We start from the raw sequence: 13,802 nt of genomic DNA, 5'->3' as shown, positions 1-13,802 counted from the left end.
GGAGCTTTGTTATGGATCGTGAAGTCCCTTACGCATTGACGTTCGACGATATTCTTCTTCTTCCCCAATATTCTGAGATCACCCCCACGGATGTGGTGCCTCGCTCGCTGTTTGCTCGCGGAAAGTACCTGAATACGCCCATTATTTCTGCGGCGATGGATACGGTGACAGAAAACCGCATTGCGCGTGTGATGGCTCAGCATGGTGGTCTGGGGATTATTCATAAAAATCTGGACATCGAAAAGCAGGCCTTGGAAGTCGAGAAGGTTAAAAAGTACGAAAGTGGAATGATCATGGATCCGATCACACTGGGGCCTGATCACCTTGTCGAAGAAGCCGTGGCATTGATGGAGAAGTATTCCATCAGCGGTGTTCCGGTGACGGTGAACGGCGAGTTGGTGGGGATTTTGACCAATCGCGATCTGCGCTTTGAGGAAAACTTTAATCAGCCCATTCGTAATCTGATGACTAAAGAAAATCTGGTCACAGCGAAAATGGGAACCACGTTGGATGAAGCAAAAAAGATCCTGCAAAAACACCGCATCGAAAAATTGCCGGTGGTGGATGCGAAAGGTAAGCTCAAAGGTCTGATCACGATCAAGGATATTGAAAAAGCCAAGAATTATCCACAGGCGACCAAGGACGAGCACGGACGTCTGTTCGTCGGCGCCGCAGTGGGCGTGGGGGCGGATTCTCGCGACCGCGTGGAGGCTTTGGTGGCCGCCGACGTGGATGTGTTGTGTGTGGATACGGCTCACGGGCATTCTAAAAACGTAATCGAAATGGTGAAGTATATTTCTCAGAAGCACAAAGATGTGATTGTGGTGGCTGGTAACGTGGTGACCGCCGAAGGGACTCTGGCCCTGCTGGACGCCGGTGCGGAGGTTGTGAAGGTCGGTGTTGGCCCGGGAAGTATCTGTACAACCCGCGTGGTGGCCGGAGTCGGTATGCCGCAGATCTCTGCGGTGATCGAGTGCGCCAAGGTGGCGCGCGCTCGTGGTAAAACCATTATCGCAGACGGAGGCATCAAGTTCTCGGGTGATATCACCAAAGCCCTGGCCTTGGGGGCTAATTCAGTGATGATCGGAAATCTTCTGGCCGGGGCGGAGGAATCTCCGGGAGAGACCATTTTGTTCCAGGGGCGAACTTATAAGGTTTATCGCGGCATGGGCAGTTTGGGTGCCATGTCCAAAGGCTCCAAAGATCGTTATGGTCAGATGGATGTGGAAGAAAATGACAAGCTTGTCCCGGAAGGCATTGAGGGCAAAGTGGCTTACAAGGGTTCCGCTTCCGGTGTGATCCATCAGCTTGTTGGTGGTTTGAAGTCCGGTATGGGATATGTGGGCGCACGCAATATCGATGAACTGCAAAGCAAGGCGAAGTTTGTGCAGATCTCCGCTATGGGGCTGCGCGAGTCTCACGTTCACGATGTCAGTATCACCAAAGAAGCTCCTAACTACAGAAGTGAGTCGTAAGTTATGCGTGGTTTTGTTATTCTTGATTTCGGTTCCCAGTTCACCCAGCTCATCGCCCGCCGCTTGCGCGAACTGGGTTTTTATTCAGAAATTCATTCTTTCGAATATCCTACGGCAGAGATTCGCAAAAAAAATCCCTATGGAATCATCCTGAGCGGTGGTCCGAACTCGGTTTATGAAAAAGGTTCTCCGCAAAGAGACGTCGCAGAGCTTCGTAACATAAGTCCTGTGATGGGTGTTTGTTATGGGATGCAGCTTTTGACTCATCAGTTGGGTGGAAAAGTCACGAAGGCGGATCATCGTGAGTACGGCTTGAATTATGTAACATGGTCCAGTCCGGTTCCAGGGGTTCCGCAAAAACAAAAAGTTTGGATGAGCCACGGCGACGTGGTTGAGAAGGTTCCGGAAGGTTTTTCGATCATCGGTATGTCAGACGGTCATCATCCTGCGGCGATGCAGGGGCCAGGTGTTCTGGCTGTGCAATTCCATCCTGAAGTGGCGCACACGGATCATGGTTTGGATCTTCTGAAATATTTTGCCTCAGGCATGTGTCAGGCTCCGGCCGACTGGGATGCACCTCATATTAAAGATATATTGATCAAGGAAGTTCAGGAAAAAGTGGGTCCGACAGATCATGTTCTGGTGGGCTTAAGTGGTGGGGTGGATTCCACCGTGGTGGCGACACTGCTGACCAAGGCTTTGGGGGCAGAGCGGGTTCATTGTGTGTTCGTTGATAATGGATTGCTTCGAAAAAATGAATTTGAAAGTGTCTTGGAATCCTATCGCGGCATCGGTTTGAATGTGAAGGGCGTGGATGCCTCGGAAGAGTTTTTGTCTGAGTTAAAAGGCAAGGAGGATCCGGAGGACAAACGCAAGACCATCGGTCGTGTTTTTATCGAGGTTTTTGATAAGAGCTACGATCACAGTTTGCCGATCAAGTGGCTGGCCCAGGGGACGCTGTATCCGGACGTGATTGAAAGTGTGTCTTCGATAGGCGGCAGTGTGACGATTAAATCGCATCACAACGTAGGTGGTCTGCCAGAGAAGATGAAGCTTGGTTTGGTCGAGCCGGTGCGTGAACTGTTTAAGGATGAAGTGCGTGCGCTGGGGGCGCAGTTGGGTTTGCCTCAGGAAATGTTGTGGCGTCACCCCTTCCCGGGACCTGGCTTGGCCATTCGAGTGTTGGGTGAGGTCACGAAAGAGAAATTGAAAATTCTTAAAGAGGCGGATGAAGTTTATATTTCAGAGCTTCGTCGGCGCGGTCTTTATGAGAAAATTTGGCAGGCTTTCTGTGTGCTCTTGCCGGTAAAGACCGTGGGTGTTCAAGGGGACTCCAGGACCTATGATCACGTGCTGGCGTTGCGTGCTGTGACCTCCAGCGATGGCATGACCGCAGACTGGTATCCGTTTGAATTCCAATTTTTGCGTGAAGTGTCCAACCTGATCACCAACAAAGTCAAAGGTGTCAACCGCGTCGTCTACGACATCACCAGTAAACCCCCCGGCACCATCGAGTGGGAATAATCCAAGGTACCTGCTCACTTTTGCAGAAGCTTGGCGTCAAGGGCCGATTCGCGGAACTTGAAAAGTCTAATAGGAATCAAACCTCAATAAGGCAGCATGATGACTTGCTGCTTCTGCAAAAGTGAGCAGGTACCTTTTATGTTTTTAATGATGTTTCTGTAACTGCTTTTGTTGGTGGGGCTTTGTTAGCCTCGATGAAATGAAAACAAAAGCACTTCAGAAATTTTCTAAAGGTATTACATTATTGATCGTTCTTTCCTGTGTGGCGGCCTTGGCTGCTGCCGGGCAGATTCTTTTTGAAAGTTCGGGGATTTCTAGTTTTAAGTTAAAACAGACTGAAGAGGGAATGCGGGTTATTCAGCGGGCCTCGCAGGACTATCAGACCTACCGTCGTTATACGGAAGAGGGCGGGGATGAACTGTTCCTTGTTTCCAGTGCAAAGACTTCAGAGCAGTACCTGGATGCAGAGGGCATTTCGGGCAGTATTTCCTGGAGCGTGCGCAAGGGGGATCGCTTGCAGCAGGTGCTCTGGGGGAAAACAGAAACTGTGACGGAACTCACTGTGCATGACAGTTATCCTGTGTTGGTGTCAGGGCAGGTGGGATGTTGTGCGGAAATGACGGGGTATCGACTGTTTAATCTGGAAACAGGTCGTTTGCTTATGTCGTTCAATGATTTCAACTATCGCCAGAAAGTAACTCAGCCTTTCTCTTTGGAAGTTCCTAACTCGCCTCTGGCGATTCGGTTTATCGGTGTGATTTCTCAAGACAGCACGCGCGATCGTGACTTTGTTGATCCGGTGGCAGGTAAACAAGCCACGTTGTTGATCAAATATGCCAATGAAATGCTTCGTCAGAAAATCCAGGTGGATATGGAAGTTCAAGAAGGTTATGCGCCCAGTGTATTAGAGGTTCGCTTGGAAAAGGATCCGACAGCTCCTAACAGTGATAAGATCGAATTCCGTGAAGATCAGGCGACCTTGTGGAATGTCGACGGAACAACCCTTCCCAGTCATATTTCCGGAGTGCTTCTTAAAGTCGTCTTGGATGCGGGTCTAGGTCAGAAAGTCATCAAAATTCCAGTAAAAAACGACAGATTGGATCTGAATTCGGCCCAAATTCCTGAGGGAGTTTCTATTCATCCCATCGTGCAGCTCCGAACAATGTAACGCAGTGTGAAAGTTGCACTGGAATACCCCCTTTTATTGAATCAAAAAGGGGGCTAAGATATGAAATTGTCATGTCTTTTGTTCATTTACACGTCCATTCAGAATACTCCCTTTTGGAAGCCGCCTGCCGGGTTAAAGCCATTGCTAAAAAAGCAGCTGCGATGCAGATGCCGGCCGTGGCTCTTACTGACAACGGCAATATGTTCGGTGCTGTTGAATTTTTCTTTGCCTGCAAGGACAACAACGTAAAACCGATTCTGGGGCTGGATGCCTATATTGCTCCCGGATCACGTTTAGAGAAAAAGCAAGATCGTGATCAAGTCAGTTCCGGTCCAAGACGATTGGTGCTGTTGGCGCAAAATAACGAAGGCTATCGCAATCTGTGCAAACTTTCCTCGATAGGTTATCAGGAGGGTTTTTACTGGAAGCCGCGTATCGATTACGAGGTTATTCAGCAGTACAATGAAAACCTGATCTGCCTGACAGGGGGGTTGCGGGGGGAAGTGGCGGAAGCCTTCTTGCGGGAAGGTCCTGATGCGGCCTTGGCAAAAATTCGTCAGTTGAAGGAGATTTTCAACGACCGCCTGTATTTGGAAATGTGTCGCACCGGAGTTTCCGAGTGGGATCGCATTAATCCCTTCCTGCTGGAGGCTTCCAAGATCGTGGGTGTGCCAGTAGTGGCGTCCAATGACGTTCATTACATGACCCAGGATGATCAGATGGCTCAGGAAGTATTGATCTGCATTGGATCAAATAAAACCCTGAGTGATGAGTCCCGCTTCCGTTTGGGGACGGATGAGTTCTATCTGAAAAAGCCTGAGCAAATGCAGGAGCTTTTTGCTGATATCCCCGAGGCCATTTCCAATACTTTGGAAATTGCTGAACGCTGTGATGTAAAATTCAAATTGAAAGACGATCAAGGCAAGCCGATCTATCACCTGCCAACGTTCCCGACGGAAGATGGTTTGTCGCTGAAAGAGGATATTGCCCGCAAGGCAAAGGCCGGATTGTTGGTGCGTTTTGAAGAGGCGGCTGCGCGCGGTGAAGCGGTGCCAGAGGATAAAAAGCCTGAGTACGACAAACGCCTTGAGTACGAACTGGGCATCATCGATCGTATGGGCTTTAATGGTTACTTCCTGATCGTTCAAGACTTCATTAACTGGGCCAAGTCCAATGATATCCCGGTGGGCCCGGGACGGGGATCGGGTGCGGGGTCTTTGGTTGCCTATGTTTTGCGTATCACCGATTTGGATCCAATTCCGAACTTCCTTCTTTTTGAGCGTTTCCTGAATCCGGAACGTATCTCGATGCCCGACTTCGATATCGACTTCTGTCAGGATCGTCGTCAGGAAGTGATTCAGTATGTAACCCGCAAGTATGGTCAGGAATCCGTATCGCAGATCATCACTTATGGAAAATTGCAGGCCCGTGCCGCCATCAAGGACGTGGGCCGAGTTCTGGGAATGACGTTCCCGGAAGTTGATGCCGTGACAAAGTTGATTCCGGAAAAACTCGGCATCAACCTGAAAGAGGCCATGGAAATGGAGCCTCGTATCGGTGAAATGATGGAGATGAATCCGACCGTCAACACGCTGATGGATCTGGCGCAAAGAGTGGAAGGGATGGTTCGCCATGCCGGTATCCACGCCGCGGGGGTTATCATCGCCGATGGACAACTGGTTCGTCATGCTCCGCTTTACAAGGGTGCTGATGGCGAGCAGGTTGTTCAGTACGACATGAAGCACGCCGAAAAAATCGGTTTGATCAAGTTCGACTTCCTGGGGTTGAAGACCCTGACTCATATCAATCACGCCTTGAAACTGATTGTGAAAAATCGCGGCAAAAAAATACTGTCGCAGATGATTCCGATGAATGATCCGGCCACCTTTGAAATGATGTCCCGCGGGGACACCGCCGGGGTGTTCCAGTTTGAGGGTGAGGGCATCACCGATGCCACCCGTAAAATCAGACCTTCTTCATTTGCCGATATCACCGCGATCACATCTTTGTATCGTCCGGGTCCAATGGCGAACATTCCGGACTTTACCGATCGTAAGCACGGAAAAGCCCCGGTGGAATACCTGCTGGAAGACACCCGTGAGGTTCTGTCCGAGACCTACGGGATCATGGTCTATCAGGAACAGGTTATGGGTATCGCCTCTCGCATTGCCGGGTATTCCCTGGGTGAAGCGGATATGCTTCGTCGTGCGATGGGTAAGAAGATCAAAGAGGAAATGGACAAGCACCGTGAACGCTTCATGCAAGGGGCGATCGAACGCGGGCATGACAAACAGCGCTCGAACGATCTGTTTGATTTGATGTATAAGTTTGCCGACTACGGATTCAATAAATCCCACGCGGCCGCTTATTCAGTTGTTACCTTGCAAACGGCCTGGTTGAAGTGTCACTATCCGGCAGAGTTTTTCGCGGCTCTTCTGAGTACCGAACTTTCCGATACAGATAAAATCGTAAAGTACTCCAAGGATGCGACCAAGCGCGGTTTGATCGTGCGTTCACCCAGCGTGAATTATTCTGACTATCTTTTCGACGTTCATGGTGATGAAATTTATTTCGGCCTGGGGGCGATTAAGGGAGTCGGTCAGAATGCGGTGGAGGCTATTATCGAGGCCCGCAACAATCTGCCGGATAAGAAGTTCACTTCTTTGGATGAGTTCTTTAATTCCATCGATACTCGTCGTGTGAATAAGAAAGTGATTGAGTGTCTGATCAAGGCCGGAGCTTTTGATGGTTTCGGGGCTCATCGTGCTCAGTTGATGGCCGGTTATCAGAAGTATCTGGACCGCGCGATTGGCTTGCAAAAAGATCGCGAGATGGGTCAATCTTCCCTATTTGATCTGGGGCCTTCCACCGAGACTAAAGTGACTCTGGAGGATGTGAAGCCCTGGGCTCGTACCGCGTCTTTGACCTATGAAAAAGAGGTCCTGGGCTTTTACCTCAGTGATCACCCGTTGAAGGGTTTTGACACTCTTTCAGAGCTTTGGACGACATGCAAAGTGATCGACCTGCCGGCACAGATGCCAGCCCCGGGAAGTCCGGAGGCGGAAGCGTTGAAGGCGGCCAAAAAAGACTGGAAAAACCGGGACGCTGGAAAGAAGCGTGTGGTTGTGGCGGGGCTGATCACGGAGCTTCGTGAGTTGATTACGAAAAAAGGAACACGTATGGCTTTCGGCAAGGTCGAGGATCTGACCGGAAGCTGCGAGTTGGTGATTTTCCCGGATTCTTACGCTCGTTTTGAGGCGCAGCTTCGCGATGAACGACCTGTTCTGGTGGGCGGTGGTCTGGAAGTAGAGGAAGGGGCCGCTAAAATCATGGTCGATACCGTGTCCCCGTTGGAAGATATTCTTAAAAAAACCAAGCGAATGGTTTTAAGATTGGATAAGATAGATCCTGATGACTATCCTCGATTGCAGTCTTTGATGAAGGAGTTCCCCGGAACAACTTCAGTCAGCCTGGAAATCGAGATGGCCGAGCTCAATCGCCGTGTTTTGATGGAGATGGAGGAAGCTCAAGGGATCAATGTGAACAATGAATTCTTTGAAGGCGTTCATTCTCTGTTTGGAAGAACTGACTTTATTGAATTGAGGAGCTAGGAATGCGTTTAGCAAGTGTAGTGGCAGCAGCAGGTATGATCTTCGCTTTGGGCTTCGGCGCAAAGGCACAGCAAACGGAACTGATCGACAGAACTTACTCAGGGGTGTCCAAGGAAACCAACCCTCAGGTCGCCAAAAAGGTGATCCAGGATGAGGCTTTTCAGAAGGTCTCTGAGGAAATTATTCAGGAACTCATCGGCAGCGATCGATTTCTTAAAAACAAATCCCTGATTCAGAGCAAGATTATCAGAAACTCTGCCCGATATATTCCCTTCACCAAACCGTCAGCAATGACCCAGGCCGGTGAGGAATTTAAAATGTCTGTGGCGATGAAGGTGTCGCTGAAAGACCTGAAGCAGATGCTTCAGGACAATTCCCTGTTGAATGAAAACGATGCGGCTCCGGTGGTGCTTCCAATGATCAGCTGGCAGGATCGGGTCGAGGGGCGCAGCTACCGCTGGTGGTTGTCCCTGGATAAAAATCCGGCGGGCTTCCTTTTGAAGGAAGGCCGCTTGTTGGAAGAGGCTTTGCGCGGAGCTTTCCAGAAAAATAATTTTTACCTGATTAAGCCTCAGGAGGCAGGGCTTGCGGCCAATGTGCCTGCAGACTTTCAGAATGAAAAGGTCGGTGGTGAAGACGCACAGTTCTTTGCTCAGTTTTTCAATGCACCGGTGATTGTCGATGGGCAAGTGAATTTGACGAAGGGAGAGACTAAGAACTATCGCATTGAACTTCGTCTGACCGCGATTCAGGTCAGCAATGGTCGTGCTATCGCGGACGTGTCCCGTCGCTTTGATACGGATGGTGGTTCTTTTGAAAGTGCCGTGGATAAAAAGCTGCGTGAGGTTTTGGAAGGCACTGCCAATGATCTTGCTGCACAAGTGATGGAAGCCTGGCAGCGGGGCTCGGTTGGCACCTCTGTGATTCGCCTGACGATCAAAGGGCGTCAGGCGCTTCCAGTCTGGGAAGGGGTTAAGGAAAAGATCCGTTCTCAATTGACTCAAGTGAAAAACATCCGTGAACGCCTGGTCAGTGCGGACTCTGTCAGCTTTGAGGTGGATACATCGGTGCCGGCAGCAGAATTGATTGGGAAGCTGGAAGCCCTGGATCTGGACGGCAAAAAGCTGTCGCGTGTTTCTGAAGGGCAAAATGAAATTGTTTTGAAGTGGGCACAGTAAAAAGGAGTTGGCTGTGAAGAATTTCCTGTTGGCAGTTGTAGTACTTTGTTTGGGGGCCTGTACGACTTTTGATCGCACCAACCCGACTTTGCGACGTGAAATCAAGGATGTGAATTATGAAGCTCGTCGTGATGATTCTGCGCCTCGCAAGCGAATCATGGTGCTGCCTTTTTTGGATGCCGGGGATAAAAGACCCCAGGAGCTTCGCGATCAGGCCCGCAGTGCCTTTATCGCAGATCTGAATCGCACAGGCGAAGTGATCGCCCTGGACAGTCGTGAATTGAAGGTGGATCTGGCCAAGAACATTCAAAATGGTCAGTACAAGCTTCAAGAGATCGCCAAAGAAGCCCAGGCTTTGGGGGTCAGCACGGTCCTGGAGGGAAAGATCATTGATATTCGAATCAAGCGCAAAGCGGACAACGTCGGTGTGGTCCGTCACCTGACCACGGCTTTTGAAGTGGTTGCGCAGGTTCGAGTTGTCACGGGACGTGCCGGGCGCGAAGTATTCAACACGATCAAGACCGTCACCGTTGAAGAACAAGGTGTGCGTGTCGGCGAGCGTGTGGAGACAGACAAGTTCCTGGCCAACAATCCCGAGATGATTACCGTGATTGTGAAGGATGCTTTTTTGGACTTCACCCCTCAGGTGCTGGCTTCCTTGGATAAGGTCACTTGGGAAGGTCGTATTGCTGCTATCAACGGGGACCGCATTTATCTGAATGTTGGCAGAGTTTCCGGAATTCAGGTCGGGGATCTGTTGAAAGTGACCGAGGATGGTGATGACATCTATGACCCTGAAAGCGGGGGGCATATTGGTCGCGTGCCCGGACGACTGAAGGGGACTTTGGAAGTGATCAGTTATTTTGGAAATGATGGGGCTATTGCCGTGATTCACTCAGGCTCAGGCTTCCGCGAAAATGACCGTGTTGAATTATACTAGATTGTTTTGTTCCTAAGTATATCCTGGAGTGTGACGGAGCACCGACGAAAGATTAACAGATAGTAATCATGGATTGCCTGTTTGGAGTCGGTGCCGTACTCGGGTACAATCCCTGCGTGGGACTATTTCTATTTATTTTTTGTACTGCATTTTTTTTCTTTCAATCCTCAGTTGCTGAAACTAATTGGAATGTTCCGGTCTTGTACTGGAGTATGAAGATCGAGGGCCAGATGGCCATGCGCAAGGGCTTTGAAGAGGAGATTCACAAGTTCAACTCTTCAGGTGCTGACAAGATCAATCTGCAAAGTTATGTGGCCGGAGAAGGGCGACGTGGTGTTCTGAACCAGATTCAGCAGATGGATGAAGCCCTCAAAGGAAACCCTCATGTAATTGTGATTCAACCCACCGACAATTCGGCCTTGGCGCGGGGGCTGCAGCAGGCCAACACGAAGGGCATTCCGATCATTGCCTATGATCAGTACATCGTAAATGGGAATCTGGCCTCGTTTCTTTCCAGTGATAATTATCAGGGGGGACGGGACAATGGGGACTATGTCGACAGTTTTTTTGAAAAAGGAAAAACCATCCGGATTGTGGTGTTTGAGTATCCGCGGGTCTCTTCCACAATGGATCGAGTCGATGGGTTCTTTGACTCTTTAAGATCGCGCGATCGTAACTTCAAGGTTCTTAAAAGATACGAGGCGGTGGATCCCGGTTCCGGCGAGGCAGCGGCGAAAGAGTTCCTGAAAGACTTTCCGGATAAAGGAAGTGTGGATTTGATTGTGACGGTCAATGACGGTGGCGGCCTTTCCATCGTCAAATCCCTTTGGGACAAGAAAAGGACTGAGATCAAACATGCGACCTTTGACGGTGATCCGGCTTCTGTGGAGAACATAAAGAACAAACGTCTGACCATCATCGATTCCGCGCAGTTTTGCGCCGAATTGGGACGGGAAACTGCGCGGGCCTTGATTTCCTACCTTAAGAAGAAACGTGTGGCACCCAAGGTGCTGGTGCCGACCTATCCGGTCACGGCGCAAAGTCTAAAAGATTATCCCGGGTGGATGGGGCGACCGACTCCAGCGCCCAAGGCGCCCCCGGCGATCCTTAAACCCGCCACCACCACCAGTAAGGTTGTTGAGAGTCCCCGTTCCTCGAATCGTTTGATCGTTAAAATCGGCGCGGCTCCGCTTTGCCCGTATCTTTGCGAAAAAGGTCCGGGTGTTTGGGGTGGCTATATTTATGATATTTTGAAAGAGGTCTCGTTAGAGCAGGGATTCATTCTGCAAATAGAGAGCATCTCTAACACCCGGGCGGTGGCAAGTCTTCAGGCACGAAAGTTTAACTATGTTATCGTTCCGGCCTATCTTGTTCGCTATCTGCCGGATATCCGGATCGTGGGACCGTCTTTAGGGATGAGCTACCTGGGGGCGCTTGTTCCCAACGCATTTAAAGAATCCCTGATTGATGTGGATGAGCTTGTTTCGCGCAAGGTCGTCTATGCCGATGTTGGCAGCGGCGAAGGACCGGAGTTTTTGTCTGAAAGCCGCTCCAGTAAAGTGATCAAGCTGACAGGATCGGATGTTGTCGATCGTATGGTAAAGATGCTGACTGATCGAAGGGTTGATATGGCTTTGGGAGATTATAATCTTCTGAGTTATTCCATGGGTCGCAAGTCGGGTGTCAGTTTGAAGTTGGTACCTACTTCGGTGGCGGGATTTAGTTCGTTGGTAATGGTAAGTGTTCCCAAGGAGCCTGAATTTGGCTCTGTGCCTCAGCACCTGAACAACTGGTTTATGCGCGCTCGGAGTTCTGGCGAGCTTGAAAAGATCCTGGGACGCTACAGTCTGAAGGACTGGCACCTTTTGTCTCACGATTAGTTTTTGTGAATTTCGGAGATCGATTCATATGTTTCCGCCTCCAGTTATATCACGATGTAAAGCGTGCATGGTTTGTCGATTCGCTCCGAGTGATGCTAAGTCGCTGTTATACTCTTTAACAGGTTCTTGCAAAGATCTTTGAAGACTTTTGGATCATTGCGCAGGCGAGCCATCAGTAATCCGCCTTGAATACTGGACAGGAATAGTTCTGCGGTGGCTTCAATATCCAGATCTTTGCGCAAGGATTTCTGTTCAAGGCCTTCTTTAAAGGTTCTGATTAGCCAGGCACGTTGTCCCAGGTGAAATTCCAAAATCTTTTTCTTAAGTGGTTTGGACAGGCTGTTAAAGTCGGCAGTCAGAACTCCCACGGGGCATATTTTGTGTTCGTCCGACGCAATTTTGTTAAACATGACAAACAGCAATTCAAGTTTTTCAAGCGCGGGCAAAGAAGCGTTCTTGCGCGCCCAGTTTTCGTAGTGCGTGCGATAGTCCTCAATCAATGCCATGCCCAGGTCTTCTTTTGATGCAAAATAGTAATGAAGACTCGCTTTACGAATACCCAGAGCGTCAGCTACCGTTTGAAAGCTAAACCCATTGAATCCAAGGGTTTGCAGGTAGTGACGAGCTAAGTCCAGGGCGCGTGTTCGTGTATCCATTATCAGTCCTTGCTTTGTTTATCACTCTGACCTATTATCTACCTATCAGTAGGTAGGTAGCAAGAAAAAAAGGAAAGGTAGATATGACTCGCAATAAGACACTTCGACCCGTGGCAATTCTGGCTGGATCTCGCACCCCTTTTACAAAGTCCTTTACGAATTATTCCCGCACTTCGAATCGGGAGCTTATGACCGCTACGCTGAAGAATTTGGTTGATAAAACCAATCTGCGCGGGGCGCGTCTGGGGGATGTGGCTCTCGGGGCGGTGATGAAAAATGCTTCGGACTGGAATCTGTCGCGCGAATCCCTGCTGGGGGCCGGACTGGATCCTCACACTCCGGGATATGATGTGCAGAGAGCTTGTGGGACCGGACTGGAAACAGCCGCACACATTGCTTTAAAAATTGCGGCAGGTCAGATTGAAAGTGGTATTGCCGGTGGTACGGACACCAATAGTGACATTGCGGGCGTCTTGCCGCATGAATTTTCCTGGATCATGATGGAAGCGCAAAAGGAAAAATCACTGTCTGCGCGCTTGAAGAAATTTTCTGAATTAAAACTGAGCTATTTAAAGCCCCGCTTCCCCAATGTGCAGGAGCCGCGCACAGGGTTATCCATGGGACAGCATTGTGAAATGATGGTCAAAGACTGGATGATCAGTCGCGAGGCGCAGGATGAGTTGGCATATCACAGTCATCAGAACGCGGCGAAGGCTTACGAGTCTGGATTCTATAAGGACCTGGTGTTTGAATTCAAAGGTCTTGATAAAGACACCTTTGTGCGGGCTGATACCACAATGGAGAAGCTGGCTAAACTCAAACCCGCTTTCGATTTCAGCGGGACTGGGACGCTGACAGCCGGAAACAGCACGCCTTTGACTGATGGAGCCTCTGCCGTGCTTTTGGGTAGCGAAGACTTTGCAAAGAAGCTTGATCTTCCGGTATTGGCCTATCTGGTGGATGCTGAATATGCGGCGGTGGACTACGTAAATGGTGAAGGTTTACTGATGGCGCCAGCTCATGCGGTTGCGCGCATGTTACGCCGAAACAATCTGAAGCTTCAGGATTTTGATTTCTATGAAATTCACGAGGCTTTTGCAGGTCAGGTCTTATGCACTTTGAAAGCATGGGAATCTGATGATTACTGCCGTAAGTTGGGTGAAGAAAAGGCTCTGGGTTCAATTGATCGCACCAAGATGAATGTCAAAGGCGGAAGTCTTGCTTTGGGACATCCATTTGCCGCCACTGGTGGAAGAATTCTGGCAAGTCTTGCGAAGATGTTGGCAGAAAAAGGCTCTGGCCGTGGTTTGATTTCCATCTGTACTGCAGGCGGGATGGGTGTGACGGCGATCGTAGAAAGACCGTGATTT

At 49.8% G+C, this 13,802-nt stretch carries 9 protein-coding genes; 8 read left to right on the top strand and 1 reads right to left on the bottom strand.

The window, feature by feature from the left end; all coding sequences use genetic code 11:
• Positions 1–11: 11 nt before the first annotated feature.
• The 7 genes from guaB (at position 12) to ACZ5ZZ_RS08915 (ending at position 11,776) form a co-directional block, all read left to right on the top strand.
• Positions 12–1,475 carry an IMP dehydrogenase gene (guaB, locus tag ACZ5ZZ_RS08945; protein ID WP_464138996.1) on the top strand — a complete coding sequence of 488 codons (1,464 nt, stop codon included), beginning with the start codon at positions 12–14 and terminating at the stop codon, positions 1,473–1,475.
• Between the two features lie 3 nt (positions 1,476–1,478).
• Positions 1,479–2,999: a glutamine-hydrolyzing GMP synthase gene (gene guaA, locus ACZ5ZZ_RS08940; protein WP_464130731.1), complete on the top strand. Its 1,521-nt coding sequence runs from the start codon at positions 1,479–1,481 to the stop codon at positions 2,997–2,999.
• Between the two features lie 199 nt (positions 3,000–3,198).
• Positions 3,199–4,167, top strand: a complete 969-nt coding sequence (locus ACZ5ZZ_RS08935) for a hypothetical protein (RefSeq protein WP_464121298.1) — start codon at positions 3,199–3,201, stop codon at positions 4,165–4,167.
• Positions 4,168–4,238: 71 nt separating this feature from the next.
• The gene (gene dnaE, locus ACZ5ZZ_RS08930) at positions 4,239–7,778 is read left to right on the top strand and encodes a DNA polymerase III subunit alpha (protein WP_464121297.1); all 3,540 of its coding nucleotides are present in this window, start codon (positions 4,239–4,241) and stop codon (positions 7,776–7,778) included.
• A 2-nt stretch (positions 7,779–7,780) separates the two neighbouring features.
• A complete protein-coding gene (locus tag ACZ5ZZ_RS08925) occupies positions 7,781–8,956 on the top strand; it encodes a hypothetical protein (protein WP_464130728.1) in 1,176 nt (391 codons plus the stop codon).
• Between the two features lie 13 nt (positions 8,957–8,969).
• The gene (locus ACZ5ZZ_RS08920; RefSeq protein ID WP_464130727.1) at positions 8,970–9,896 is read left to right on the top strand and encodes a hypothetical protein; all 927 of its coding nucleotides are present in this window, start codon (positions 8,970–8,972) and stop codon (positions 9,894–9,896) included.
• Positions 9,897–10,108: 212 nt separating this feature from the next.
• On the top strand, positions 10,109–11,776 hold the full coding sequence (locus ACZ5ZZ_RS08915) for a substrate-binding domain-containing protein (RefSeq protein ID WP_464130726.1): 1,668 nt from the start codon (positions 10,109–10,111) through the stop codon (positions 11,774–11,776).
• Positions 11,777–11,871: 95 nt separating this feature from the next.
• Here the strand turns inward: ACZ5ZZ_RS08915 and ACZ5ZZ_RS08910 are convergent, their stop codons facing one another.
• Positions 11,872–12,432 (bottom strand): TetR/AcrR family transcriptional regulator, encoded by a 561-nt coding sequence (locus ACZ5ZZ_RS08910; RefSeq protein WP_464130725.1) that lies wholly within the window; start codon positions 12,430–12,432, stop codon positions 11,872–11,874.
• Between the two features lie 83 nt (positions 12,433–12,515).
• Here ACZ5ZZ_RS08910 and ACZ5ZZ_RS08905 point away from each other — a divergent pair, with 83 nt between their 5' ends.
• The gene (locus ACZ5ZZ_RS08905) at positions 12,516–13,799 is read left to right on the top strand and encodes an acetyl-CoA C-acetyltransferase (RefSeq protein WP_464138995.1); all 1,284 of its coding nucleotides are present in this window, start codon (positions 12,516–12,518) and stop codon (positions 13,797–13,799) included.
• Positions 13,800–13,802: the final 3 nt, after the last annotated feature.

This window comes from Bdellovibrio sp. HM001, assembly GCF_055397275.1.
Note: the sequence above shows the minus strand (reverse complement) of the source record. Positions and strands in the feature narration are given on the sequence as shown.

Bases quoted from the DNA above. Each gene is read 5' to 3' on its own strand.
- guaB (WP_464138996.1), top strand. From the start codon at position 12: ATGGATCGTGAAGTCCCTTACGCATTGACGTTCGACGATATTCTTCTT.
- guaA (WP_464130731.1), top strand. From the start codon at position 1,479: ATGCGTGGTTTTGTTATTCTTGATTTCGGTTCCCAGTTCACCCAGCTC.
- ACZ5ZZ_RS08935 (WP_464121298.1), top strand. From the start codon at position 3,199: ATGAAAACAAAAGCACTTCAGAAATTTTCTAAAGGTATTACATTATTG.
- dnaE (WP_464121297.1), top strand. From the start codon at position 4,239: ATGTCTTTTGTTCATTTACACGTCCATTCAGAATACTCCCTTTTGGAA.
- ACZ5ZZ_RS08925 (WP_464130728.1), top strand. From the start codon at position 7,781: ATGCGTTTAGCAAGTGTAGTGGCAGCAGCAGGTATGATCTTCGCTTTG.
- ACZ5ZZ_RS08915 (WP_464130726.1), top strand. From the start codon at position 10,109: ATGAAGATCGAGGGCCAGATGGCCATGCGCAAGGGCTTTGAAGAGGAG.
- ACZ5ZZ_RS08910 (WP_464130725.1), bottom strand. From the start codon at position 12,432: ATGGATACACGAACACGCGCCCTGGACTTAGCTCGTCACTACCTGCAA.
- ACZ5ZZ_RS08905 (WP_464138995.1), top strand. From the start codon at position 12,516: ATGACTCGCAATAAGACACTTCGACCCGTGGCAATTCTGGCTGGATCT.